The sequence below is a fragment of the Streptomyces sp. 147326 genome, from assembly GCF_045000215.1.
GTDB lineage: Bacteria > Actinomycetota > Actinomycetes > Streptomycetales > Streptomycetaceae > Streptomyces.
The window spans coordinates 1497439-1521275 of record NZ_CP134201.1; the positions used below are offsets into that span (position 1 = coordinate 1497439).

General features: G+C 72.9%; 22 protein-coding genes and 1 tRNA gene. 4 read left to right on the forward strand and 19 right to left on the reverse strand.

The window, feature by feature from the left end:
- Positions 1-8 precede the first annotated feature (8 nt).
- The 8 genes from RIU97_RS06840 to RIU97_RS06875 all read right to left on the reverse strand — a co-directional run bounded on the left by RIU97_RS06840 (position 9) and on the right by RIU97_RS06875 (position 8186).
- Positions 9-785, reverse strand: coding sequence for a hypothetical protein (locus tag RIU97_RS06840; RefSeq protein WP_404954169.1), 777 nt, complete (start codon positions 783-785; stop codon positions 9-11).
- A gap of 165 nt (positions 786-950) precedes the next feature.
- A complete protein-coding gene (locus tag RIU97_RS06845) occupies positions 951-3170 on the reverse strand; it encodes an NADP-dependent isocitrate dehydrogenase (protein WP_404954171.1) in 2220 nt (739 codons plus the stop codon).
- Between the two features lie 201 nt (positions 3171-3371).
- On the reverse strand, positions 3372-3725 hold the full coding sequence (locus tag RIU97_RS06850; protein WP_404954173.1) for a DUF805 domain-containing protein: 354 nt from the start codon (positions 3723-3725) through the stop codon (positions 3372-3374).
- 312 nt (positions 3726-4037) lie between these two features.
- Positions 4038-4853: a chitosanase gene (locus RIU97_RS06855; protein WP_404962776.1), complete on the reverse strand. Its 816-nt coding sequence runs from the start codon at positions 4851-4853 to the stop codon at positions 4038-4040.
- Positions 4854-4993: 140 nt separating this feature from the next.
- Complete coding sequence (locus tag RIU97_RS06860; protein ID WP_404954175.1) at positions 4994-5623, reverse strand: GNAT family N-acetyltransferase; 630 nt, start codon at positions 5621-5623, stop codon at positions 4994-4996.
- 86 nt (positions 5624-5709) lie between these two features.
- The gene (gene corA / locus RIU97_RS06865; protein ID WP_404954177.1) at positions 5710-6792 is read right to left on the reverse strand and encodes a magnesium/cobalt transporter CorA; all 1083 of its coding nucleotides are present in this window, start codon (positions 6790-6792) and stop codon (positions 5710-5712) included.
- Positions 6793-6865: 73 nt separating this feature from the next.
- Positions 6866-7258, reverse strand: a complete 393-nt coding sequence (locus RIU97_RS06870; RefSeq protein WP_404954179.1) for a molybdopterin-binding protein — start codon at positions 7256-7258, stop codon at positions 6866-6868.
- Between the two features lie 10 nt (positions 7259-7268).
- Positions 7269-8186 (reverse strand): LysR family transcriptional regulator ArgP, encoded by a 918-nt coding sequence (locus RIU97_RS06875; RefSeq protein ID WP_404954181.1) that lies wholly within the window; start codon positions 8184-8186, stop codon positions 7269-7271.
- Between the two features lie 69 nt (positions 8187-8255).
- On the opposite strand from RIU97_RS06875, the gene RIU97_RS06880 reads away from it, so the two are divergent.
- The 3 genes from RIU97_RS06880 to RIU97_RS06890 all read left to right on the forward strand — a co-directional run bounded on the left by RIU97_RS06880 (position 8256) and on the right by RIU97_RS06890 (position 11263).
- The gene (locus RIU97_RS06880; RefSeq protein ID WP_404954183.1) at positions 8256-8879 is read left to right on the forward strand and encodes a LysE/ArgO family amino acid transporter; all 624 of its coding nucleotides are present in this window, start codon (positions 8256-8258) and stop codon (positions 8877-8879) included.
- A gap of 88 nt (positions 8880-8967) precedes the next feature.
- Positions 8968-10002 (forward strand): NUDIX domain-containing protein, encoded by a 1035-nt coding sequence (locus tag RIU97_RS06885; RefSeq protein WP_404954185.1) that lies wholly within the window; start codon positions 8968-8970, stop codon positions 10000-10002.
- A 55-nt stretch (positions 10003-10057) separates the two neighbouring features.
- Positions 10058-11263, forward strand: a complete 1206-nt coding sequence (locus RIU97_RS06890) for an MFS transporter (protein WP_404954187.1) — start codon at positions 10058-10060, stop codon at positions 11261-11263.
- A gap of 44 nt (positions 11264-11307) precedes the next feature.
- On the opposite strand, the gene RIU97_RS06895 is transcribed toward RIU97_RS06890, so the two are convergent.
- The 4 genes from RIU97_RS06895 to RIU97_RS06910 form a co-directional block, all read right to left on the reverse strand.
- Positions 11308-12753, reverse strand: a complete 1446-nt coding sequence (locus RIU97_RS06895; RefSeq protein ID WP_404954189.1) for a glyceraldehyde-3-phosphate dehydrogenase — start codon at positions 12751-12753, stop codon at positions 11308-11310.
- A 132-nt stretch (positions 12754-12885) separates the two neighbouring features.
- Positions 12886-14541 carry a phospholipase D family protein gene (locus RIU97_RS06900; RefSeq protein ID WP_404954191.1) on the reverse strand — a complete coding sequence of 552 codons (1656 nt, stop codon included), beginning with the start codon at positions 14539-14541 and terminating at the stop codon, positions 12886-12888.
- A 164-nt stretch (positions 14542-14705) separates the two neighbouring features.
- Complete coding sequence (locus RIU97_RS06905) at positions 14706-15620, reverse strand: hypothetical protein (protein WP_404954193.1); 915 nt, start codon at positions 15618-15620, stop codon at positions 14706-14708.
- Complete coding sequence (locus tag RIU97_RS06910) at positions 15617-17026, reverse strand: phenylacetate--CoA ligase family protein (RefSeq protein WP_404954195.1); 1410 nt, start codon at positions 17024-17026, stop codon at positions 15617-15619. Before RIU97_RS06910 ends, RIU97_RS06905 begins: the two co-directional genes overlap by 4 nt.
- A 398-nt stretch (positions 17027-17424) precedes the next feature.
- Between RIU97_RS06910 and RIU97_RS06915 the strand changes: the two genes are divergently transcribed.
- The gene (locus tag RIU97_RS06915; RefSeq protein ID WP_404954197.1) at positions 17425-18192 is read left to right on the forward strand and encodes an IclR family transcriptional regulator; all 768 of its coding nucleotides are present in this window, start codon (positions 17425-17427) and stop codon (positions 18190-18192) included.
- A gap of 491 nt (positions 18193-18683) precedes the next feature.
- Here the strand turns inward: RIU97_RS06915 and RIU97_RS06920 are convergent.
- The 7 genes from RIU97_RS06920 to RIU97_RS06950 form a co-directional block, all read right to left on the reverse strand.
- A tRNA-Pro gene (locus RIU97_RS06920) sits at positions 18684-18757 on the reverse strand.
- 156 nt (positions 18758-18913) lie between these two features.
- A complete protein-coding gene (locus RIU97_RS06925) occupies positions 18914-19276 on the reverse strand; it encodes an MmcQ/YjbR family DNA-binding protein (protein ID WP_404954199.1) in 363 nt (120 codons plus the stop codon).
- Between the two features lie 72 nt (positions 19277-19348).
- Positions 19349-19918, reverse strand: coding sequence for a GAF domain-containing protein (locus RIU97_RS06930; protein WP_404954201.1), 570 nt, complete (start codon positions 19916-19918; stop codon positions 19349-19351).
- Positions 19919-19944: 26 nt separating this feature from the next.
- A complete protein-coding gene (locus RIU97_RS06935) occupies positions 19945-20553 on the reverse strand; it encodes a GTP-binding protein (RefSeq protein ID WP_404954203.1) in 609 nt (202 codons plus the stop codon).
- Positions 20531-20950 carry a DUF742 domain-containing protein gene (locus RIU97_RS06940; protein ID WP_404954205.1) on the reverse strand — a complete coding sequence of 140 codons (420 nt, stop codon included), beginning with the start codon at positions 20948-20950 and terminating at the stop codon, positions 20531-20533. The genes RIU97_RS06935 and RIU97_RS06940 overlap by 23 nt, the downstream gene beginning before the upstream one ends.
- A complete protein-coding gene (locus tag RIU97_RS06945; protein ID WP_404962777.1) occupies positions 20947-21381 on the reverse strand; it encodes a roadblock/LC7 domain-containing protein in 435 nt (144 codons plus the stop codon). The genes RIU97_RS06940 and RIU97_RS06945 overlap by 4 nt, the downstream gene beginning before the upstream one ends.
- Before the next feature lie 35 nt (positions 21382-21416).
- On the reverse strand, positions 21417-23702 hold the full coding sequence (locus tag RIU97_RS06950; RefSeq protein WP_404954207.1) for an ATP-binding protein: 2286 nt from the start codon (positions 23700-23702) through the stop codon (positions 21417-21419).
- Positions 23703-23837 lie beyond the last annotated feature (135 nt).

Here is a 23837-nt window from a genome sequence, read left to right on the forward strand (position 1 = left end):
TCCCGGCGTCAGTCGAGCTGCCGGCCGAGCTCGCGCCACACGGGGGCCGGGCAGCGCCCCTGGGGCCGCGAGGTGAGGAACATCCGGTAGTCGACCCGGCGCGGCGGCAGGCCGCTCTCCACCCAGTGGTCGCGTCCCGAGTGCTTGTCCCATCCGTCGTTCGGCATCCGGATGTGGTCGGAGCGCCCGTCCTTGTCCTTGCTGGTGATCTGGGCGACCTCCGCGTGATCGGCGCGGGCCGCCAGCACCACGCAGTAGTGGCGCAGCTGCCGCGCCGGGTCCTCGCGCAGCGGCACCATGGCCAGCCAGATCTCCCCCGGGGCCGGCCGGCGGGGGGACGCGGCAACGGGCCGGCCGCCCCGGGAGGCGTCCCACCGGCGGACCGCGACGACGAAGGCGAGTGCCACCAGCCCGGCGGCCATGCTCTCCGCCGTGGCGCGGACGTTCCACACCGGGTGGGCGCCGACCTTGCTCTCCGTCCACCACAGTGCCGCGGCCACCAGGGCGAGCAGGCCCGCCGCCCGGGCCAGGACCAGCCACCGCGCGTTGGTCCGGCGGCGGCTCGCGAAGAGCGCCAGGGCCAGGGCCACGACGGCCGGAACGGCATAGGCGACGAGGTACTGCGTGACACCGTGCATCTGCTGCGGCGGGGTCTGCTCCGCCAGCAGATCGGGCAGGGCGAGCGGCACGGCCAGCAGATATCCAACCGTGGGCAGGACGAACACCACGAGCAGGAGCCCCACGCATCCGATGCCGGCGCACGACGTGTCGGAGCGACGTCCCACAGATCCCCCCTCGAGGTCACGGACCGCGAACGCTAGCGCAGGGTCCCCTCCCCGGCCACCGGGTCCGGGGATACGGGTCCGGGATACGGGTCCGGGATACGGGTCCGCCCCGGCCGGGCGCGATGCCGGCCGGGGCGGAACAGGTACGACTGCCTGGGGCTGGGGTCAGCCCAGGGTCGCGATCGCCTGGTTGAAGGTCGCGGACGGGCGCATGATCGCCGCGGCCTTCGTGGCGTCGGGCTGGTAGTACCCGCCGATGTCGGCCGGGGAGCCCTGCACCGCGATCAGCTCACCGACGATCTTCTCCTCGGACTCGGCCAGCGTCTTGGCCAGCGGGTCGAAGGCCGCCGCCAGCTTCGGGTCGTCGGTCTGCCGGGCCAGCTCCTGCGCCCAGTACAGGGCGAGGTAGAAGTGGCTGCCGCGGTTGTCGATGCCGCCCAGCTTGCGGCTCGGCGACTTGTCCTCGTTGAGGAAGGAGCCGGTCGCACGGTCCAGGGTGTCGGCCAGCACCTGGGCGCGGGCGTTGCCGGTGGTGGTGGCGAGGTGCTCGAAGGAGACGGCCAGCGCGAGGAACTCACCGAGGGAGTCCCAGCGCAGGTAGTTCTCCTTGACCAGCTGCTGGACGTGCTTGGGGGCGGAGCCGCCGGCGCCCGTCTCGAAGAGGCCGCCGCCGTTCATCAGCGGGACGACCGACAGCATCTTGGCGCTGGTGCCCAGCTCCAGGATCGGGAACAGGTCGGTCAGGTAGTCGCGCAGCACGTTGCCGGTCACCGAGATGGTGTCCTCGCCGCGGCGGATGCGCTCCAGGGAGTACGCGGTGGCCTTGACCGGGGAGAGGATCTCGATGGTCAGACCCTCGGTGTCGTGCTCGGCGAGGTACGTCTTGACCTTGGCGATCAGCTGCGCGTCGTGCGCGCGGTCCTCGTCCAGCCAGAAGACGGCCGGGACGCCGGTGGCGCGGGCGCGGGTGACGGCGAGCTTGACCCAGTCCTGGATCGGCAGGTCCTTGGTCTGGCAGGCGCGGAAGATGTCACCGGCGGCGACCTCCTGCTCCAGGACCGTGTTGCCCGCGGCGTCGACGACGCGGACGGTGCCCGCGGCGGCGATCTCGAAGGTCTTGTCGTGGCTGCCGTACTCCTCGGCCTTCTGGGCCATGAGGCCGACGTTCGGCACCGAGCCCATCGTGGACGGGTCGACGGCGCCGTGGGCGCGGCAGTCGTCGACGACGACCTGGTAGACACCGGCGTAGCTGCTGTCCGGGAGGACGGCCAGGGTGTCGGCCTCGGCGCCGTCCGGGCCCCACATGTGGCCGGAGGTGCGGATCATGGCGGGCATGGAGGCGTCGACGATGACGTCGGACGGCACGTGCAGGTTGGTGATGCCCTTGTCGGAGTCGACCATCGCCAGGGCCGGGCCCTCGGCGATCTCGGCGTCGATGGACGCCTTGATCGCGTCGCCGTCGGGCAGCGCGCCCAGGCCGTTGAGGATGGCGCCGAGGCCGTCGTTGGGCGACAGGCCGGCGGCGGCGAGGGTCTCGCCGTAGCGGGCGAAGGTCTTCGGGAGGAAGGCGCGGACCACGTGGCCGAAGACGATCGGGTCGGAGACCTTCATCATCGTGGCCTTGAGGTGCACGGAGAACAGCACGCCCTCGGCCTTGGCACGCTCGATCTGGTCGTTCAGGAAGGTGCGCAGGGCGTCGACGTGCAGGACGGACGCGTCCACGACCTCACCGGCGAGGACCGGTACGGAGTCGCGCAGGACGGTGGTGGCGCCGTCGGCGGCGACGTGCTCGATGCGGAGCGTGCCGGCCTCGGCGATCACGGCGGACTTCTCGGTGGAGCGGAAGTCGTTCGCGCCCATGGTGGCGACGTTCGTCTTCGACTCGGGGGTCCAGGCGCCCATGCGGTGCGGGTGCGCCTTGGCGTAGTTCTTGACCGAGGCGGGGGCGCGGCGGTCGGAGTTGCCCTCGCGCAGGACCGGGTTGACGGCGCTGCCCTTGACCTTGTCGTAGCGGGCGCGGATCTCGCGCTCCTCGTCGGTCTTCGGGTCGTCCGGGTAGTCCGGGAGGGCGTAGCCCTGGCCCTGGAGCTCGGCGACCGCGGCCTTGAGCTGCGGGATCGACGCCGAGATGTTGGGCAGCTTGATGATGTTGGCCTCGGGGGTCTTCGCCAGCTCACCGAGCTCGTGGAGGGCGTCGGCGATCCGCTGGCTCTCCTCCAGGTGCTCGGGGAAGCTGGCGATGATCCGACCGGCCAGGGAGATGTCACGGGTCTCGACATTCACACCGGCCGTCGACGCGTACGCCTGGATCACAGGCAGGAAGGAATACGTCGCGAGGGCCGGGGCCTCGTCAGTGTGCGTGTAGATGATGGTCGAGTCAGTCACCGGATGCTCCGCTCCACAGTCTGCGTCTCTCGTCTGCAACATTGCTCGACATCAAGATATCTCGTGATCGAGCCGGTCTGGACAGCCCCCTGCCGCCAGTCCGGGAGACGCGTGTCACGCGGACCCCCCGAACGGCGAAAAGCGCCGCCCCGGCTGTTCCCAGCCGGGGCGGCGCTCAGCCGTGAAGGCTTACGCGCCAGGTCAGGCCTGGACGGCCTTCGGGTTCACGCCGTACTGGTTCGGCTGGTCGTTGCCGCCGGTGGCCAGCAGGACGATGAGCCAGATGAAGCCGACGAGCGGCACGAAGCTGATGAGGACCCACCAGCCGGACTTGTCGGTGTCGTGCAGGCGGCGCACGGTCACGGCGAGGTTCGGGAGGAAGGTGCCCAGCGCGTAGAGCGCGTACAGCCACGGGGAGGTGCCGATGACGGCGTCCAGGATCGAGACGACGATCAGCGCGGCCACGTTGAAGAGGAAGAACATCCAGTACTCCTGGCGGCGGGCGCGGCCGGAGAAGACGGTGTACTTCTTGAGAACGTCGACGTAGTAGTTCATGGGTCCCCCCAGAGGACGGTTGGTCGGCCCGTCCTGCTGGAGCAAGCCGGGGCAGAACTTATGCCCCCCTTACGTCGCGGTCAAGCCAGTTGGCGCGAAGCCAAATGGGCTGGACGGGAAGATTTCCGGCACCGAATGTGCGACTGGGGAGCACAGGAGTGGCGTCGTGTCCCCGGAAGTCCGAAAAGTCCCTCCGGCGCGCCTACTTGACACCCCGGCAGCCACCTCGATCGTTACCCACATCGTTACCGCACCGCGACACCGCGGCCCGGGCCGCCGGAAGGAGGGTCCGGCCCCGGGCCGCGGCGGGCCTCAGCCGATGTGGAACGAGTCCCCGTAGACCTTCCAGTCGAGCGGGGTGTTGAGGTTCAGGTTGCCCTTCTTCAGGAAGACCCGCTGCGCGGTGTCGACCCGGCTGGTGTCGCTGTGCGCCTCCTCCTGCTTCATCGCCCAGACCCTCGCGTCGAGGAAGGCGTTGAGGTAGGCGGTCTCGTTGCCGCCCTGGGACGGGGGCTTGGCCTTGGACAGGGCGCGCTTGCGGATGTTTCGGAAGCTGGTGGAGTCGGTGCCGTCACCGTGCATGACGATGGCGTCGTAGTAGATGAACTGGCCGAGGACACCGATCCCGTCGGACTTGCCCTGCTGCACGGACGGGTTGAAGTAGACCCGGTCGCGCTCGTGGTCCTGGGCCTTCTTGAACTCGGCGTCCTGGGCCGCCTTCGCCCAGTCCTTGGTGAAGTTCGGGTCGAGGCCGGCGTGGGAGTCGCTGCCGTCGACCCTGCGCAGGGCGGGCAGGTACTTGGCGAGCACGTTGCCCGGCTTGACCTGGGTGTAGTACTCGACGAGGTCGAGCATGTCGCCGGTGCCGGAACAGAAGCCGATGATGCCGGCCGTGTAGCCGCGACCGTCGTCTATGTCCTCGATGTACTTGTACTGCGCCTTCCAGTCCAGCGAGGAGTTCTCCGCACTGGAGACGATCTTCATGGCGATCTCCTTCTTCGCCGGATCGTCGAGTCCTGCGGCCGCTGCCGCCGCGGTCTCCGCCGTCGGGGCGGGGGCCGCGGTGGCGTGGGCGGCGACAGGGACGGCGATGAGCGCGCTGCCGAGCAGTGCGCCCATCGCGAGCATCTTGCGGTGGGGGGTGAACACAAGGCCTCCGTGGGGTAGTTGAGGCGTCCCTATTTCGTTAGGAAACTTTACTACCAGAGCTGACGGCAGCTCAAGACCCGTGCGTCACACGGCGATCCCCGGTGGCCGCGCGCTCCGCGTCAGGCCCGGTGAGCAAGACGGGCCGTCAGTTCCCGCTTGGCGTCCGGCCATTCGGGGCGGGTGATGCTGTAGACCGCACTGTCGCGGATCCGGCCGTCGCGCATCACCATGTGGTGGCGCAGGACTCCTTCGTGCGTCGCGCCGAGCCCGGATATCGCCGCCCGCGACCTGCTGTTGCGCACGTCGGTGAGGAACTCGACGCGGTTCATCCCCATGCCCTCGAAGGCGTGCGTGAGCATGAGCAGCTTGGCCTCGGTGTTCGTGCCCGTCCCCTGCCAGGTCCCGCCGAGGAAGGTGAAGCCGATCTCCAGCCGCCGGTACGCGGTGTTGATGGCCATGAGCCGGGTCGAGCCGGCGATCCGGCCCGTTGCGACGTCCACCGTCGCGTACGCGATCTGCGTGCCCTGCGCCCGCGCCGCCAGCGCGTCGTCGATGAAGCCGCGCACCTCGTCGGGGTGCGGGACGGTCGTCACCGGGAGCTCCCACAACCGCCCGTCCCGGATCGCCTCGCACAGGCCGTCGTGGTGCCGGTGCGCGAGCGGCTCCAGCCGGACCCGGTCGCCCGCGAGCCCGTCGGCCGCCCCTCCCGCCGCCGTGCCGCCGTCCCGCTGCCCCGTCGTCCGCTCCATGTGCGACCCGCCCGTTCCCTGCCGATGATCAGTGACAGGCGGACCCTATCCGGCGTCCGCGTCTGCCTCATCAGGGATTTCGCAGGTCAGAGCCAGCCGTTGCGCCGGAAGCCGCGGTGGATCACGAAGCAGGCGAGCGCCATGACGCCGAGGACGAGCGGATAGCCGTAGGTCCAGTGCAGTTCGGGCATGTGGTCGAAGTTCATGCCGTAGACCCCGCAGACCATGGTCGGGACGGCGACGATGGCCGCCCACGCCGTGATCTTGCGCATGTCCTCGTTCTGGGCGACGGTCACCTGCGCGAGGTGCGCCTGGAGGATGGAGTCGAGCAGGTTGTCATAGGCGCCGATCTGCTCGGTCGCCCGGGTCAGGTGGTCCGCCACGTCCCGGAAGTACGCCCGGCTCTCCGGCGGGATGACCGGTATAGGCTGGGTGGCCAGCTGCTCCAGGGGGCGGCTCAGCGGCGCCACCGCCCGCCGCAGCTCCAGGAGTTCGCGCTTGAGCTGGTAGATCCGGCCGGCGTCGCCGCGGCCGCCGTCCTCGCTGAACACCGCCGTCTCGACGGCGTCGATGTCGTTCTGCACGGCGTCCGTCACGGCCACGTAGTCGTCGACCACGTGGTCGGCCATGGCGTGCAGAACCGCGGCGGGCCCCTTGGCCAGCTGGTCCGGGGAGGCCTCCAGTTCCTCGCGGACCGGGCCGAGGGTGCCGCTGCCGCCGTGCCGGATGGTGATGACGAAGTCCTCGCCGGTGAAGGCCATCAGCTCGCCGGTGTCCACCACCTCGCTGGTCGCGGTCAGCTCCTCGTGCTCCACGTACCGCACGGTCTTGAAGACGGAGAACAGCGTGCCGTCGTAGCGCTCCACCTTGGGACGCTGGTGTGCGTGCACGGCGTCCTCGACCGCGAGCGGGTGCAGGCCGAACAGTTCGGCGAGCTTGGCGAGCTCGGACTGGGACGGCTCGTGCAGGCCGATCCAGACGAAGCCGTCGCCCGCCTTGCGGACCCGGCGCAGCGCCTCCTCGACCTCCCCGCAGTCCTCCTGGCGTACGCCGTCCCGGTAGACGATGCAGTTGACCACCGCGCTGCCGAGCGGGGAGCGGGCCGGATGGCTGAGGTCGACGGCCCGCCGGTAGCCGCGGCGCACGGCGCGGCGCAGGTTGCTGAACATGGACAAGGACGTACTTCCCTTCGGCGGATCAGCGGCCAGTCTGCCATCGCCGCCGGGGCGTCCCCGCCGGGCCTCAGGTGCGGTCGATGAACACGCTCGTCGACTTCACGCGCGCCGTGGCCCGCGCCCCCACCTCCAGCCCGAGCTCCTCCACCGCCTCCCGCGTCAGCAGCGAGACGATGCGGTGCGGCCCGGCCTGGATCTCCACCTGCGCGTCGACCGTGCCCAGCTTCACGCCGGTGACGATCCCCGGGAAGGCGTTGCGCGCCGAGGTGTACGAGGCCTCCTCGCCGTCGCCGGCCTCCCGCGCGGCCTCGACGCAGAAGGCGGCCAGGTCCGGACCGTCCACCATCCGGCGCGTGCCCTCCCGGCGGGTGGGGAACCGCTCCGCGTCCGCCCAGCGACGGGCCGTGTCGACGCTGACGCCGAGCAGCCGGGCAGCCTGTCCGATCGTGTAGGACTCCATGGCCGGCAGCTTAGAGCCCCCGGTGCGGGGGGCTGCGCAGGGCCTCCCGGGCCGCCGCCGCGACCACCTCCGCCACCGTCGACAGGGCCGGGGAGTCGAGCTTCCACTGCTGCCAGTACAGCGGTACGTCCAACGGGCGCAGGGGCTCCAGCAGCACCAGCTCACCCGTCCGAACCAGCGGCCGCGCCTGCTGCTCCGGCACCAGCCCCCACCCCAGTCCCGCGACCACCGCGTCGCGGAACCCCTCCGAGGTCGGAATGTGGTGCCGCACCCTTCCCGCCCCGGCTGCCGGGTCCCCCGTCAGCGACCGGACGAAGGCGTCCTGGAGGTCGTCCTTCCGGTCGAACACGATCGTCGGCGCCTCCCGCAGATCCCGCTCCGGCGCCCCCGTCAGGTACCGGGCCGCGAACCGGGGGCTCGCCGTCGGCAGGTACCGCGCCAGGCCCAGCAGCCGTACGCTGCACCCCGCCACCGGGTCCGGCGAGGAGGTCACCGCCGCCATGACCTGCCCCTCCCGCAGCAGTGCCGTCGTGTGCGACTCGTCCTCGCGGTGCAGTTCGATGCAGACCGGCGGATCCTGCGGCACGCGGGTCAGGGCCGGCAGGAACCAGGTGGCGAGGGAGTCCGCGTTCACCGCGATCGGCAGCCGCACCGGGCCGGTCCCGTCGGCCATGCCCAGCTCGGCCCGCGCGTCCCGCTCCAGCCGGGCCAGCTGCCGGGCGAAGCGGACCACCACCTCCCCCGATTCCGTCGCCCGCACCGGTTTCGTCCGCATCAGCAGTACCCGCCCGGTCCGCTGCTCCAGCGCCTTGACCCGCTGGCTGACGGCGGAGGGGGTCACGTGCAGGGCGGCGGCCGCCGCGTCGAAGGTGCCCTCGTCGACCACCGCGAGCAGCGTGCGCACCTGGTCCAGGGGTAGCTCGTCCATCACGAGTGCTAATGGTACGTAAAAATCATTAGCTGTACTGAACCGTCATCGCTGCCTACGGTCGACGACATGACACACGGCACCCTGACCGCGGCCCTCGCCGGCTTCGGCACCGGCTTCTCCCTCCTCGTCGCCATCGGCGCGCAGAACGCCTTCGTCCTCCGCCAGGGCGCGCGCCGCCACGCGGTCCTCGCCGTGGTCGCCATCTGCGCCGTGTCCGACGCGCTGCTCATCGCCCTCGGCGTCGCCGGCGTCGGCGCCTTCGTCACCGCCTGGCCGGCCGCCCTGACCGCGGTCGGCCTGGCCGGGGGCCTCTTCCTGCTCGGCTACGGAGTGCTGGCCGCCCGCCGGGTGCTGCGCCCCGTCCCGGGCGCCGCCCTCACCACAGAGGGGGCCGCCGCCGGATCCGGCCGCCGGGCCGTGCTGACCTGTCTGGCCATGACCTGGCTCAACCCGCACGTGTACCTGGACACCGTCCTGTTCGTCGGCTCCCTCGCCGCCGACCGCGGGGACCTGCGGTGGGTCTTCGGCGTCGGGGCCGCACTGGCCAGCCTGACCTGGTTCGTCAGCCTGGGCTACGGGGCCCGGCTGCTGAGCGGCGTGCTCGCCCGCCCGTCGGCCTGGCGGGTGCTGGACGGGCTCGTCGCGGCGACGATGGTCACCATGGGCGGCCTGCTGCTGGCCCGCGCCTGAGCCGCATGTCGGTGACCGGCACCGGCCGGGGCCCGGCATAGTGCTCCTGCCGACGACCCGACCGACGAGACCTCCCCAGGAGCCCGCCGTGCCCGACCGCCCCTCCCCCGACGCGGTGCGCGCCTACCACGCCGCCCGGCCGGCCCCGCTCGTGGCCGCCACCGGGATCGTCCTGGACACCCGTGGGCGGATCCTCGTACTGGCCACCTCGGGCGAGGCGGATCCGGAGCTCCCGGGCGGCACGGTCGAGGCCGCCGAGACCCCGGAGGCCGGGCTGGCCCGCGAGCTGCGGGAGGAGCTCGACCTCCACCTGCCCGTCGGCCGGCTGCTGGCGGTGGACTCGCGGCCCCCGGGGGCCCTCGGCCGCGCCCTGGTGGTGCACGTCCACCTCGTCGGGCCGCTGAGCCCTGAGGAGGCCGCGGCGCTCTCCTTCCGGGACGGCGGGATCACCGAGGCGCGCTGGCTCCGGCCGGACGAGGCCTGCGAGGCCCTGCCGGCCCGCATCGCTCCCCGGCTGCGCGCCGGCCTGGCCGCCCTGCACACCGGCTCCTTCGCCCACCTCGTCGACGGCGTGCCGCAGCCGGGCTCCCCGGCCGGCCTGGACCCGGCCCGGCGCCTCGCCCTGGAACACTCCGGCGCCCTCGACGCTGCCAGCCACCGGGCCAGCCGGCCCAAGGCCGTGACCGCCGCGAGCGTGCTGTTCACCGCCGCCGACGGCCGGGTCCTGCTGGTCCAGCCCGCGTACGGCCGGAGCGACCGCTGGAACCTGCCCGGCGGCGGCATCGACAGCGACCTCGGCGAGACCCCGCGGGCCGCCGCCCGGCGGGAGGTCCACGAGGAACTGGGTCTCGACCTCGCCCCGGGCCGGCTGCTCGCCGTGAACTGGTCGCACAAGCCCGGCCGTCCGGCGCGCATCCGCTTCCTCTACGACGGCGACGTCCTCGACGCCGCCGTCCTCGACCGGATCCGCCTCGACCCCACCGAGCTCCTCCAGTGGCGCACCGTCGCACCCGCGGACCTCCCGGGCCTGGTCAAACCGGCCCTGCGGCGCCAGATCACCGCCTGCCTGACCGCGCGCGCCACGGGCACCGGACCGCTGGAACTCCACGCCGGCCGCCCATGACGGCCGGGCCCCGCCCGGCGCGCCGGGCCGCGGCCGCGGGGTTACCGTCGGCGGCATGGACGGTGATCGCCGAAGGTGGCGCCAGTGCTTGCTCGGCGGGGCGGTCTTCGCCGTGTGCATGGCCGGCACCACGCTGCCGACCCCCCTCTACGGCCTCTACCAGGAGAAGTTCGGGTTCTCCGAACTGATGGTGACCGTGGTGTACGCCGTGTACGCCTTCGGGGTGATCGGCGTACTGCTGCTGGCGGGCAACGCCTCGGACGCCGTGGGGCGGCGGCCGGTGCTGCTGGTCGGCCTGGGCTTCGCGGCGGCGAGCGCCGTCTGTTTCCTGTGCGCCACCGGCATGGGGTGGCTGTACGCGGGGCGGCTGCTGTCGGGGCTGTCCGCCGGGCTGTTCACCGGCGCGGCGACGGCGTACGTGATGGAGCTGGCACCCCGCAGCGGCACCTCGCGGGCCACGCTCGTGGCGACGGCCGCCAACATGGGCGGGCTGGGCTGCGGTCCGCTCCTGGCCGGGGTGCTCTCGCAGTACGCCCCCTGGCCCCTCTACCTGACCTTCGCCGTGCACCTCGTGCTGGTGGCGGCCTCGGCCGGCGTCCTGCTGGGGCTTCCGGAGACCGTGACGGAGCGGCGGCCGCTGAGCACCGTACGCCCGCAGCGGCCCGGCCTGCCCCCGCAGGTACGGGCGGTGTTCGCGCCCGCGGCGATCGCCGCGTTCGTGGGCTTCGCGCTGTTCGGGGTGTTCACCTCGGTCAGCCCCGCCTTCCTCGCCCAGTCCCTCGACGTGCACAACCGGGCCGTGAGCGGGGCGGTCGTCGCGCTGGCCTTCTTCGCCTCGACCGCCGGGCAGCTGGCGGTCGGCCGGGTCGGGGTGGGGCGCTCGCTCCCGCTGGGCTGCGCCGGGCTCCTCGCCGGGCTGGCCCTGCTCGCGGGCGCGCTGGTCTGGGACCAGCTGGCGCTGGTGGTGGCGAGCGCGCTCGTCGGCGGCGCCGGGCAGGGGCTGGCGTTCCGCGGGGCGCTGTCCGCGGTGGCGGCGGCCTCGCCGCCGGACCGGCGCGCGGCGGTGATCTCGACGCTGTTCGTGGTGGCGTACGCGGGCATCTCGGTGCCGGTGATCGGCGTGGGGCTGCTTGCCGACCCGCTCGGCCTGGAGGGCGCCGGGCTGGTCTTCATCGCCTGCATGGCCGTCCTCGTCTCGGGCGCGGCCGCCTACCTCCTGCGCCGGCCGGTACGCGCGGGGAGCACGTCAGGCCCGGCCTGACGGCCGGGCCTGACGGGAACAGCGGGTGGAACGGTGCGCCGGGATCAGACCGCCGGGACCGGGTAGGTCGGGTACTCCACCCCGGACACGTGCTGGACCACGCGGATGACCTGGCAGGAGTAGCCGAACTCGTTGTCGTACCAGAGGTAGAGGATGGCGTTGTCGCCGTCGACCTTGGTGGCTCCGGCGTCCACGATCGACGCGTGGCGCGAGCCGACGAAGTCCATGGAGACCGCGTCGGGGGCCGTGGTGAAGTCGATCTGGCGCTTCAGCGGCGAGTGCAGGGAGACGTCGCGGAGGTAGTCGAGGACTTCCTCGCGGGTGGTCTCGCGGCCCAGGCGCAGGCTGAGGATGGCGATCGAGACGTCCGGGACGGGGACGCGGATCGAGCTGCCGGTGATCGGCGCCTTGAGGTTGGGCAGCGCCTTGGCGACGGCGGAGGCGGCACCGGTTTCGGTGATCACCATGTTCAGCGGCGCCGAACGGCCGCGGCGGTCGGCCTTGTGGTAGTTGTCCAGCAGGTTCTGGTCGTTCGTGAACGAGTGGACGGTCTCCACGTGACCGCGCAGGACACCGTACTCGTCGTCCATGGCCTTCAGCGGCGGGACGATCGCGTTGGTGGTGCAGGAGGCGCAGGACAGGATCTGCTCGTCCGGCTTGATGGTGTCGTGGTTGACGCCGTGGACGATGTTCGGGACGTCGCCCTTGCCCGGGGCGGTCAGGACGACCTTGTCGATGCCGGGGCGCAGGTGGTTCGACAGGCCCTCGCGGTCCCGCCACTTGCCCGTGTTGTCGATGAGGATGGCGTCCTTGATGCCGTACGCCGTGTAGTCGACCTCGGAGGGGTCGTTGGCGTAGATCACCTTGATGCTGTTGCCGTTGGCGATGATCGTGCTCGTCGCCTCGTCCACGGTGATGGTGCCCTGGAACTGGCCGTGGATGGAGTCGCGGCGCAGCAGGGAGGCGCGCTTGACCAGGTCCTGCTCGCCGCCGCCGCGGACGACGATGGCGCGCAGGCGCAGGCCGTTGCCGGAGCCGGCCTTCTCGATGAGCAGGCGGGCGACGAGGCGGCCGATGCGGCCGAAGCCGTAGAGGACGACGTCGCGGCCGTCGCCGCGCTCGATCTTGTTCTCACCGGTGGCGCCGACGACGGCCGACGCGGTGAACTCCTCCACCGACAGGCCGCGGTCGTCGGCCTTGTACGCCTCGGCGAGCAGGGCGATGTCGATCTGCGACGGGCCGAGGTCGAGGGTGGTGAGCGCCTGCAGGAACGGCAGGGTCTCGGTGACCGAGAGCTCCTGGCCGGCGATCTGGCGGGCGAACCGGTGGGTCTTGAGAATGCTGACCACCGACTTGTTCACCAAGGATCGGCTGTGGACCAGGACCGTGACGTCCCGCTCCCGGTGCAGCTTCCCGATGATCGGGATCATCGACTCCGCGATCTCCTCGCGGTTCTTCCAGCTGGTGAACGAGTCCTCATTGACAGTCACAGGATTATCTTTCGAGCTAGGCGGTGCTCATATGCTAACCCGACGCCGCTCCGGCCCCTGAGGCGGTACCCATCCGGGCCGGGAACGTGCGCTATGTGACGTAAAGGTGTCCCTGGTTGCGGCGGTTTGACCTCAGAAGACATTCCGCCGCCGCATCCCCATCGGACGGCCGTCCGGGTCGACCAGAAGGCGGTTCAGCGGAGCGGCGAGCAGCCGCTGCGCGGCGGGCAGGTCCGGCGGAACGTAGCGGCGCAGCCGTCCCGGCGGCCGTGGGCCGCGGCGGCCGCCGGCGTGCCAGGCGTCCAGCGCGGCGGCCGACGCCGCGAAGGCCTCGAACGCGGCCACCGGATCGCACAGCACGCCCGCCGCCTCCCGGCCCGCCGGGGCCGGAACGCCCGGGTCCAGCGCGTCCAGGTGCTCGCGCATGAGCTCCAGGCGCAGCTCCCGGGCGAAGGCGCGCGCGCCGTCGCCGAGGCCGCCGGGGTCGCGCGGAAGCCGCGGGTCCGGGGTCTCGTCGTACACGGCGCAGCTGAGTTCGGAGTCGTGGGTCCACGAGCGGAGGTTGATGTTGTCGGAGCCGACGGAGGCCCACACGTCGTCGATCACGCACACCTTGGCGTGGACGTAGACCGGGGTTCCGGCGTGGTTCTCCAGTCCGTACAGCGCGACGCGCCCGCCCCCGGCGCGGCGCAGTTCTTCCAGGGCGTTGATCCGCCCGATCAGGTTCATGGGCCCCGTGAGGCGGCCGTCCTGCTCCGGGACCGTGGGGATGACGCCGATCAGCCTCAGCCCCGGATGCCCGCGCAGCTCCCGGGCGAAGAAGGCCACCACGCGCGGGGACCACAGGTACTGGTCCTCCAGGTAGATCAGCGTCCGGGCCCGCCGCAGCGCCTTGTCGTACGCGCGCGCGATGCTGCGCTCGCCGTCGGGGGCGAAGGGGTAGCCGCCCAGCAGCCGGTCGGGGTAGGTCCGCAGCACCTGCACGGTCTGCGTGCCGCAGGGCGCCGGGTCGGCGGCCTGCGGGGGCAGGCTGTCCGCGATGGTGTCCTCCCGGTGCGCCAGCTCCCGCAGCCGGGTGAGCGGGCTGCGGCTGAGCGGCGCCGGGTCCTCCCACCGCTCGCGGAAGACGGCCTCGATGTCGCCCACGACCGGTCCGCGCAGGGCGAGCTGGATGTCGTGCCACGGCGGGTGCGGCCCGTAAGCGGAGGCCAGCGGCAGCGACTGGCGGTCGCCGTGGTGCGCGGCGTCGTCGTTGCGGTTGTGGCAGAGGTCGATGCCTCCGACGTAGGCGATGTCCAGCCCGGGGCGGCCGGGGTGGCGCAGCACCACCATCTTCTGGTGGTGGGAGCCGCCGGGCCGCACCCGCATGTCGAGCAGGCACTCGCCGCCGGCCTCCTCGATCTCCTCGCCGAGGTGGCGGTTCTCCGCCTCGCTGAACTGCAGGCTGTCGAGGTGGGAGCGCCAGAGCAGCCCCTTGACGACGACTCCGCGCCCGGCCGCCCGGCTCAGGACCGTGCCGATCTCGGTGCCGGGCCCGTCGAGGCGCTCGTCGGGATCACCGCGCCAGTCGGTGAACAGCAGCAGGTCGCCCGCGCGCAGGGCGCGGATCTCCGCCAGCAGCTCCGCGAAGTACGTGGCCCCGTGGACCAGGGGCCGTACGTGGTTGCCCCGCGACCACGTCGTGCCGTCCCGGCGGCGCCGGTCCAGGCGCGTCGCCGGGTTGCCCCGTTCGCCGGAGGCCAGCAGCCAGTCGGCGCCGCCGGGGCCGACGCCGTCCGCCGGCCTCACGACCGGCCCGTCCAAGGATCCACCGCACTGCTCCGATTCCGATCGTGCGTGCGTGCGTGCCGCAATCCCAGGCTAGCCGCCGCCGGGGCAGACGGCCGTCCGGTGGTGTCCCGGGCCCGCGCCAGCTCGTGCTCCGGCGGGCCCGGGCGGCCGTCGGGACCGGCTCAGCCCACGGGGTGGGCCTCGGCGCTGCGCACCGGGGCCTGCTGCACGGCCGCTGCGCGGTTGCCGCGGAACGGCACGTCGACCATCCGCCGCTCCGGGCCGCGCCGGCTCAGGAACAGGTAGCCGATGAAGGCGGCGGGGCCGAAGAACACCTGGGCGGGGATGAGGCCGGGGGCTTCACCGGTGGCCGCGGCGATCAGGTGCAGGGCGGCGACGGGGGCCACGGCTCCGAACAGCACCACCAGGGCGATCCCGGTCCGCAGGCCCGGCTTCGCGTACGCCTTGTAGGCGGTGGTGGTGAAGAGGGCGTAGGCGAGCAGGTCGCCCATGCCGACGACGGCGCCGAGGCCCTCGCCGATGCGCAGGCCGGCGGCCGGGGCGTACGGATACCCCTGGACGGCTTCGGCGAGCTCCTGGGTCAGCGGTACGACCCAGGCGAAGAAGGCGTCGTAGACGGCGAGGAGGAGCAGGAACCACGCGACGTTCTTCAGGCGCATGCCGCCCTGGACGTTGAGGTTGGTGGCGGAGACCACGACCAGTCCGACGACACAGCTGTTGGCCACCCAGTAGGGCGGCGCGGTCTCGCCGAAGGCCAGGTGGGTGACGAGTACGCTCGCGATCAGTACGGAGATCAGCGCCCAGCGCAGCCGGCCGTTGCCGATGAGGGGCTGGTAGCCGACGGACAGTCCGCCCGCGAAGACCAGGGCGAGCACGGCCGGGAGGACGGCGCCGGGGAGGGCGAGGTAGACGTACGGCAGGGCCAGGACGAAGCCCATCATCATGACGATGTCCTTGCCGTTGAAGACGCCGACGGGCGGCCTCGCGGCGCGTACGGCGCGGAAGTAGGCGATCGTGCCGACGACGACCGCGAGTGCCAGGACGGCGGTGGCCGCGATCTGGAAGAAGACCGTCATGCGTGGCTCCGGGTGAAGGTGTGCTCCAACAGGTCGCAGCGGAGGGGGAAGCGGCGCGCGGCCTCCTCGTCGTCCAGCGGCAGGACCGTGACGCGCGCGTCGATGCCCCGGGCCAGCAGCCGCTCGGTCACCTCCGCCGCGGTGGCGTTCCGGGAGGCGACCTCCACGTGGAGCCGGCCGTCGGCGACCGCGGCCCGGTGGCGCAGGGGCCACGGCATTCCGGGGGTGCCGTCCAGGGCCTCCACGATGTCGCGCGGCGTCACGACGGAATCGGCGGTGCGCAGCAGCGTGCCCGCCTTGCCGAGGATCTGGGAGACGGCGGGCACGGCCGCGAGTTCGCAGTCCGGTTCGCCCTCAAGGGTGCGGACCACGTCGCCGGTGTTGTACCGCAGGACCGGCATGCACTCCCGGTAGGGGTAGTACGGGGTCACGGTGAGCTCCCCGAGCTGTCCGGGCCCGGCGGGCTCGCCCGTCTCCAGGTCGAGCACCTCCGTGTACCCCATGTTGGGGTCGATGTGGAGGTGGCGCCGGCTGCAGGTGCGACCGCCGACGGGCAGCAGTTCGGTCATGCCGAAGTTGTCGCCGATGGTCTCGGCGCCGAAGGTCTCGCGCAGGGCCCGGACGAAGGCCGGGGAGACGATCTCTCCGCCGGCGTAGATCGCCCGCAGGCCGAAGTCGTCCGGCCCGTAGCCGCGTTGCCGTGCGGCGGTGAGCATCCGGGCGAGGTAGCTGGGGTTGCCGGTGAGCAGGGTGGGCCGGGTGCCGTTGCGGCCGAGCAGGTGCTCGACGGACTCCTCCGGCGGGACCTGACCCACCACGTGGCACGAGGCGTTGACCATCCGGCACACCTCGACGTCCTCCTGGACGGCGGCCGTTGCCCGGGAGCTGAGGTTGATCTGCATCCGGTCGCCGGGGCGGATGTCGCCGCGCAGCACGACGGACAGGGCGATCAGCGCGGGCCAGAGCTCCATCTCGTAGCGGGAGAGCCACATCTGCACGGGCCGGCCGGTGGTGCCGGTCGTCTGGGTCGCCAGGTAGGGCGTGCTGCACAGGAAGTCGGCGGGGCGCTCGATCAGGTCGGCCTTGCGGGTGACCGGGATCCGGGTGAGCGTCTCGGTGGTCAGCCCGTCGAGGTCGATGCCGGCGAGGCGTTCGCGGTAGAAGGGGGAGCGCTTGGCGAGTCGGTTGACGGTCCGCTGGAGTGCGCGGTTCTGCAGGTCGCGGCGCTCGTCCGGGTCGGCGAACGGTCCGTCGGCCAGTTCGTCGACGTCGTCGCCGAGCGAGCCGAACTCCTCCAGTGTGGCGAGGGCGTCGGCGACGAGCCGCTCCACGGCCCGGACGTTCAGCCGCCGGCCGAACACCATGGCCATCGCCACCCGGACCTGCCGGACACCGGTTTCCAGCACTCGTGCCTCCCTAAGGCGTCAAGAAAAGGGGTGGGGGCGACGTGCCGCCCCCACCCCCCGAAACAGCGTCAGCTGGCAGAGCAGTTGCCGAAGAAGACGGCCGTCATGGCACCCATGACGTACTTGAACTGCTTGGCGCTGGTCTTGATCGCGCTCATCGGATCCTCCTTGTTTCGTCGGCTGTGGGACGAACGCCCGGTTGCCTGTGTGACACCGAAACGTTTCGTCCCCGGGCGACAACACACTGGCGCGTTCGCAACACACGGGCAATGATCGGGTCCGTTCAACGGACCGGCGGAAGCGGAGGGCGACACCACGGTTCTCGCTGATGAGCCGGGACGAACGGGGAGTTACGGACCCATCCGACCGATGGGCTCCGTGCGAAAGGGGGCTCGCTCATGGCCAGATCCGGCGCAGAGGGGCGGGGTGTACTGGAGGGTGCGTTCGCCCTCATGGAAGTGCTCGCACACGGCGAGGAAGTCGGCCTGACCCGCCTGGCGACCGACGCCGAACTGCCGAAAGCCACGGCCCACCGGTTACTGGGGCAGCTGGTCGCACTCGGCGCGGTGCAGAGCCGCTCGGGCCGCTACCGGCTCGGGCCGCGCACGTTCCGCCTGGGACAGGCCTGGCACCCCGCGCGCCTGCTGCGCGCGGCCTCGGCCCGGCCGCTGCGCGAACTCGCGGCCGTGAGCGGCCGGCTGAGTCTCAGCCTGTCGGTGCCCGAGGCGGGACACACGATCATCGTCGGGGGCATGCGGGGCGAGGTGGACGAGGTCTTCCCGCTGCACTCCGGCACCGTCCTGCCGCCCGGGAGCGCGGCGGAGCTGATCCTCGCGGCGTCCAGCCCGTCGGCCGAGCTGCCCAAGGGGTGGACGAAGCCGACGTGGACCCGCGAGGTCACACGAGCCCAGGAGCGGGGTCTCGCCTTCGAGTACGGACAGTGCGTGAGCACGCTGTCGTGCGTGGCGGCCCCGGTGTTCTCCGCATCGGGCCAGGTGGTGGCCGCCGTGGCGGCGACCGCCCTGGACGGCAAACAGATCGCCCCGCTGGGCGAGGCCGTGGGCCGCGCGGCGTCGATGATCAGCGCCAACCTGACCAAGCTGCCCGCCCCCGCGACCGCAACCGGCGCGCAGGTCAGGCACCCGGCGATGTCGCGTCCGCACTAGGCCGTGCACGAGAACACCGTGCCCGCCCCGGGAGGGGCGGGCACGGTGTCGCCGGATACCGAGGGCCGCTGACCACCAGGAGCGGTGACCGGTCCCCCACCTGTACGCCATGCGCCGGTAGGTGCGGACCCGGGGGCGGACGACGTGGCCGGATCCGGGGCGGACGGTCGAACCGCCGTCCGCGGAAACCGCGGCCGTGGTGATGCTGCCGGGATGCGGCGTCGCCGGGGCGGCGATGGCACTGGAGGAGAGCGTGGCGCCGCCCGCGGCCAGGGCGGTCGAGGCGGACAGCAGGACCAGCCGGGTCCAGGTGCGTGCCATGGGGATGCTCCTTGCGAGGGGGTTCGGGGGGCCGCCTGACCTGCCGTGGCGGTGTCTCCACTTGACAGTCGGGGGCTTCCGTCATCCGCCCGCCCGAAAGGTCCCCGGAAAACGATCAGGGGCCGTTTCAGATTGCTCTGAAACGGCCCCTGATCTGCGACTCTTTCGAGTCGGGACGACAGGATTTGAACCTGCGACCCCTTGACCCCCAGTCAAGTGCGCTACCAAGCTGCGCCACGTCCCGATACCCGCTGACCTGGGGTTTCCCCTGGCCGAACGCGCATGAGAACGATACCGCATTTCTGTGGGTGGTCGCGCGCACCTTTTCCGCTACCGGTTCCACGGGGCCCGCGGCCGCCGCGGCCACCGGTCCCCGCCCCCGTACGGCGGCGCCGCGCGCTCAGTCCGCGTCGCCGGACAGCTCCGGATGGGCCGCGACCAGACGCTTCGGGGCCGCCTGGAGCCAGGAGTCGGTGAGCACCGAACGCAGCTCGGCCGTGTCCCGCAGGGCTTCCAGGCGGACCCGGATCCAGGCGTAGTTGTCGTCGTGGCCCGGACGCATGAAGAACTTCTCCGGCTCCGCCGCGATCAGCTCGGCCCGGTCCTCCTTGGGGCATTTCACCCCGATCGAGGTGTCGTCGTCGGCCAGCGCGACGAAGATCTTCCCGCCCACCCGGAAGGTCGGCATGCCCCAGGCGAGCTTTTCGCTGCTGTCCGGGAGCGACAGCGCGATCAGGCGGACGTCCTGCGCGGTCGTGGCCATCCCCGAGACTCCTCTCCAGCCACCGGTCAACCCTCGTCCGACGACCGTAGCCCCCGCCGCCGACCATGGCCCTCACCCCCGCCGGTCCGCCGCGCGCGCCTCCGCCCGGTCCTCGCGTTCGTGCACCAGCGCCACCAGCTCCGCGGCCAGCGCCTTGACCCTGGCGAGCCCCTCCGTCCCCCACCGCCGCGGCACCACGTCCACCGCGCACACCGTGCCGAGGACGATCCCGCGCCGGTCCGTCAGCGGCGCTCCGGCGTACGAGCGCACCCCGCTCTCGTCCACGACCGCGTTGCCCGCGAAGCGCGCGAAGTCCCGTACGTCCTCCAGTACCAGCGCACGCCGCCGGACCACCACGTGCGGGCAGTAGCCGTGGTCGCGGGCCAGGACCCGCGCCGGGTACCCGCGGGCCGGGGCCTCGGCCGCGTGGTGCAGCCCGGCGAAGAACTGCCGTTCCTCACCGACGAAGTTGACCCCCGCGTACGGGGCGTCGAGCACGTCGGCGACCCGCCGCGCGAAGGCGTCCAGTTCGGCGTCCGTCCGCTCCCCCAGACCCAGCTCGCGCAGCCGGACGACGCGCGCGGGTGCCTCCCGGTCCACGGGCGTGAGCAGCAGGTGTCCGGTCGATTCGTAGTACGTCATGGCGGTTCCCCCGACTCCGAAGACGATCAGCTGGCTGTCGCAGTGGCTGTGCCGGTGCCTGTGGACATGCACAGGAGGTGCCGGACGAGGGCGGCCAGCGTCCCCGTACCGGAACTGGTCAGGCGCGCGTCGCACCGTACGACGGGCACCTCGGGCCCGAGCCCCACCGCTTCGCGGACCTCGTCGGTCGTGTAGCGGTGGGCTTCGTCGAACTCGTTGACGGCGACGATGAAGCCGATCCCGCGCCGCTCGAAGAAGTCCACGGCGGGGAAGCAGTCGGCGAGGCGGCGGGTGTCGGCGAGCACCACCGCCCCGAGCGCGCCCGCGCACAGCTCCTCCCACAGGAACCAGAAGCGGTGCTGTCCGGGCGTGCCGAAGAGGTAGAGCACGTGGCGCTCGTCCAGGGTGATCCGGCCGAAGTCGAGGGCGACGGTCGTGGTGGTCTTCGCCTCGACGCCGTGCAGCGGGTCGGCGGCGGCGCTGAGGTCGCTGAGCAGTTCCTCGGTGCTCAGCGGCTCGATCTCGCTCACCGCGCCCACGAAGGTGGTCTTGCCCGCGCCGAAACCGCCCGCGACCAGGATCTTCAGGGTCGCGGGGGCGGGCGCGGGGACTTCACAGTCGTTTGCGCAGTCCATCGAGCACCGCCCTCAGCAGTGTCTGGTCGGTGGCGGCGAACGCGTCGCCGCCGATACCGGGGAACCTCGGCGCCTGCACCATGACGGCCCCGTGTTCCATCAGGTCGGACAGCAGCACCTTCACCACCGCGGCCGGCAGCCGCAGCTGCCCGGCCACCTCGGCGACGGTGACCGCTGCGGCGCCCGCGCACAGCCGCAGCACGAGGGTGTGCTCGGCCCCGAGCGGGATGCGCGGGCGCACCCCGGTCGCGGTCACCAGCGAGAGCAGGTCGAGCGAGACGCCCGGCCGGGTCCGCCCGCCGCTGGCGGTGTACGGGCGCATCACCCGGCCCGCCGAGTCGTCGAGCCACGGCGTGTCCCGCCCCTTCGCGTACGCCCCCGTACCGCGGGCCCTCATCGCTCCGGGGCGGCGGTGGGCCGCCGCGGCGGGGCCGCCAGGTACGGGCGCACGCTCTTGACCAGCATCGCCATCTCATAGCCGAGTACGCCCGCGTCGGCCTCGCGGTCGGCGAGGACGGCCAGGCAGGTACCCGATCCGGCCGCGGAGACGAAGACGAGCGCGGTGTCGAGCTCGACGACGACCTGCCGCACCTCGGCGCCGTCCCCGAAGCGGGAGCCGGCGCTGCGGCCCAGCGAGTACAGGCCGGACGCGAGGGCCGCCAGGTGGTCGGCGCTGTCGGCGTCCAGGCCGTGCACGCAGGTGACGAGCCCGTCGGCGGTGAGGAGTACGGCGCTGCGCGTGTACGGCACGCGCTGCACCAGGCCGCTGAGCAGCCAGTCGAGGTCCGAGAGCCGGCTGCCGGTCTTCGTCGCCACTTCGCCGCCCATGGGGGTGTGCTCCTTGCTGAGGTGGGGTGTCGGGGTCATAGCTGGTTCTCCGACTGGGCGAGGCCGAAGCCCCGTTGGAAGGCGGCCATCAGGCCCGGATCGTGCAGCGGCTGCTCGGCGTCCGTGGCCGGCCGGGGTACGGGCGCCTCGCGCAGCTGCGGCGCCAGATGCTGCTGCGCCCGCCGCCGGGGCAGCGCGGGCCGCTCCTCCTCGTCCCCGGGCTCGCCGGGCAGGCCCGGGCCGTCGGCCCACGGCTCCCCCTCACCCATCTCGCCGACCCGCTGAGCGGGCAGCGCCGCGCCCCCGGCCGCGCCGGAGGCCGACGGCCCCCCTCGCCCCGGCAGGACCGGGACTCCGGCCCAGGACTCGGCCACCGTCCCGGTCACGGGCGCGGCGGAATCCGTGTCCCCCGCCCGGGCAGGAGGGGTCGGCGCAGGTGCCAAGGGGGCTGCGGCCCCGGTCGCGGGCTCGGGCTTGGGCTCGGGCTCGGTCGCGGGCTCGGTCGCGGGCGCGGTCGCGGGCTCGGCAGATGTGGGGAACCCGACGCGCGCGGCTGCTTCGTCCCCGGGCTCGGGCGCGGACCAGAACCCGGCCCCCGGCCCCGGCAGGGGCCCGGCCGGGGCGCCGGCCCAGGGCTCGGCCGGAACCCCGGGCCGTGGAGCGCCCTCCAGCCACATCAACGGCCCGACCCCGGGCGCAGGCCCGGGCCAGGACCCGGCCTCCGGCCCCGGCGGGGGCCCCGCCGGGGCCCCGGCCCAAGGGTCCGGCGCCGTACCGGGCACGGGTCCGGCCGGAACCCCGGCTCGCGGAGCGGGGCCGGTCGTGGCCGGGGCGTCGGCCCAGGGGGCGGGAACCGGAGCGGTCGTGGGGGCGGCGGGAGACGGCGGAACGCATCGCGGCGCGGGAGCGGGCGGGGTCTCGGAGCCGGTCCGGGGCGCGGGCAGGGGGGAGGCTGCGGAGCCGGAGCCGGCGTAAGGGCGCGGGGCCGGGCCCGGCGGGGTGGGGCCGCGCTGCGGGGCCGGCTGCCAGGGCACCGGCACGGGGACCGGTTCCAGGTGGGGGATCGACGGGGCCTCGCCCGTGCCCCACGAGGTGGACCGGGAGCCACCCGCCGCGTCGGCGGCGCTCGGCCCCTCGGCGCCCAGCAGCTCCTGCGGCAGGACGAGCACGGCGAGCACGCCACCGTAGATGTTGGACTTGAGCTCGACGGCGATCCCGTGCCGGCGGGCCAGCGCCGAGACGACGAACAGCCCGATCCGCCCGTCCGCCAGCAGGTGCCGGACGCTGATCTGGTCGGGGTCGCCGAGCAGGGCGTTCATCCGGTGCTGTTCCTCCACCGGCATGCCCAGCCCCCGGTCCTCCACCTCGACCGCGATCCCCGCGGTGACCCGCTCGGCGCGCAGCACCACATCGGTGTCGGGGGCGGAGAACACCGTGGCGTTCTCGACCAGTTCGGCCAGCAGGTGCACCACGTCGGCGACGGCGTGCCCGCGGACGCTGCCGCCGGCCGGGGGCACGACCTTGACCCGGGTGTACTGCTCGACCTCCGCGACCGAGGAGCGCAGGACCTCGCTCAGCTCGATCGGCCGGGTCCACTGGCGGCGGGAGGCCGCCCCGCCCAGCACGGCGAGGTTCTCGGCGTGCCGGCGGATCCGGGTGGCGAGGTGGTCGACGTGGAAGAGCTCCTTGAGCAGGTCCGGGTCCTCGACCGTGTCCTCGAGGTCGTCGAGGAGCGAGATCTCCCGGTGCACCAGGGACTGCAGGCGACGCGCGAGGTTGACGAAGACCTCGACCTTGCGCTCGCTGTCGGACGGGGTGACCGGGCCGGCCAGCCGTACGAGGGTGGCGTGCGCCTGTTCGCGGGCGCCGCGCAGCTCCTGGGAGAGCAGCCAGAACTCGTCCACCCCGGCCGGGTCGCCGCCGGGCGCCGGACCGCCCCGCACCGGGCGGGGCGGGGTCTCGCCCCTCTCCAGCCGGTCGGCGGCGGTGCGCAGCTCCTGGCGGCCGCGCACGCTGGAGCGGCGCAGCGCCTCGCACCGGTCCCGTACGGCCTTGGCGGCGCGCTGGGCCCCGAGCAGGGCCGCGGCGAGGGCGCCGACCACGAGCAGGGCGCAGCCGGCGAGCACCGGCCACAGCCGGGCGTCGCGGTCGCCCGCGCCCCCTCCGAGCTGGAGGGTGAAGATCACCGCGGCGGCGCCGCTGAGCGCGGCGGCGAGCGTGGGCAGGACGGCCGCGCGCACCAGCTGGGGGCGCATCTGCCGGCCGGGACCGGTGACGGCGTGTCTCGACGGGGCGTGGCGGGCGGCGCGGGGTCCGGACATCGGCGTCCTCGGTACGTGGGGCCCGGCCCCCAGCGTTCCCGGGGCCCGGTGTTGATCACCGGATACCCACGCTAGACCCCGTCGTCCCACCCCGGAACGCCAGTTGGGGAACTTCGAGGGGGTGCTTCCCGCTCC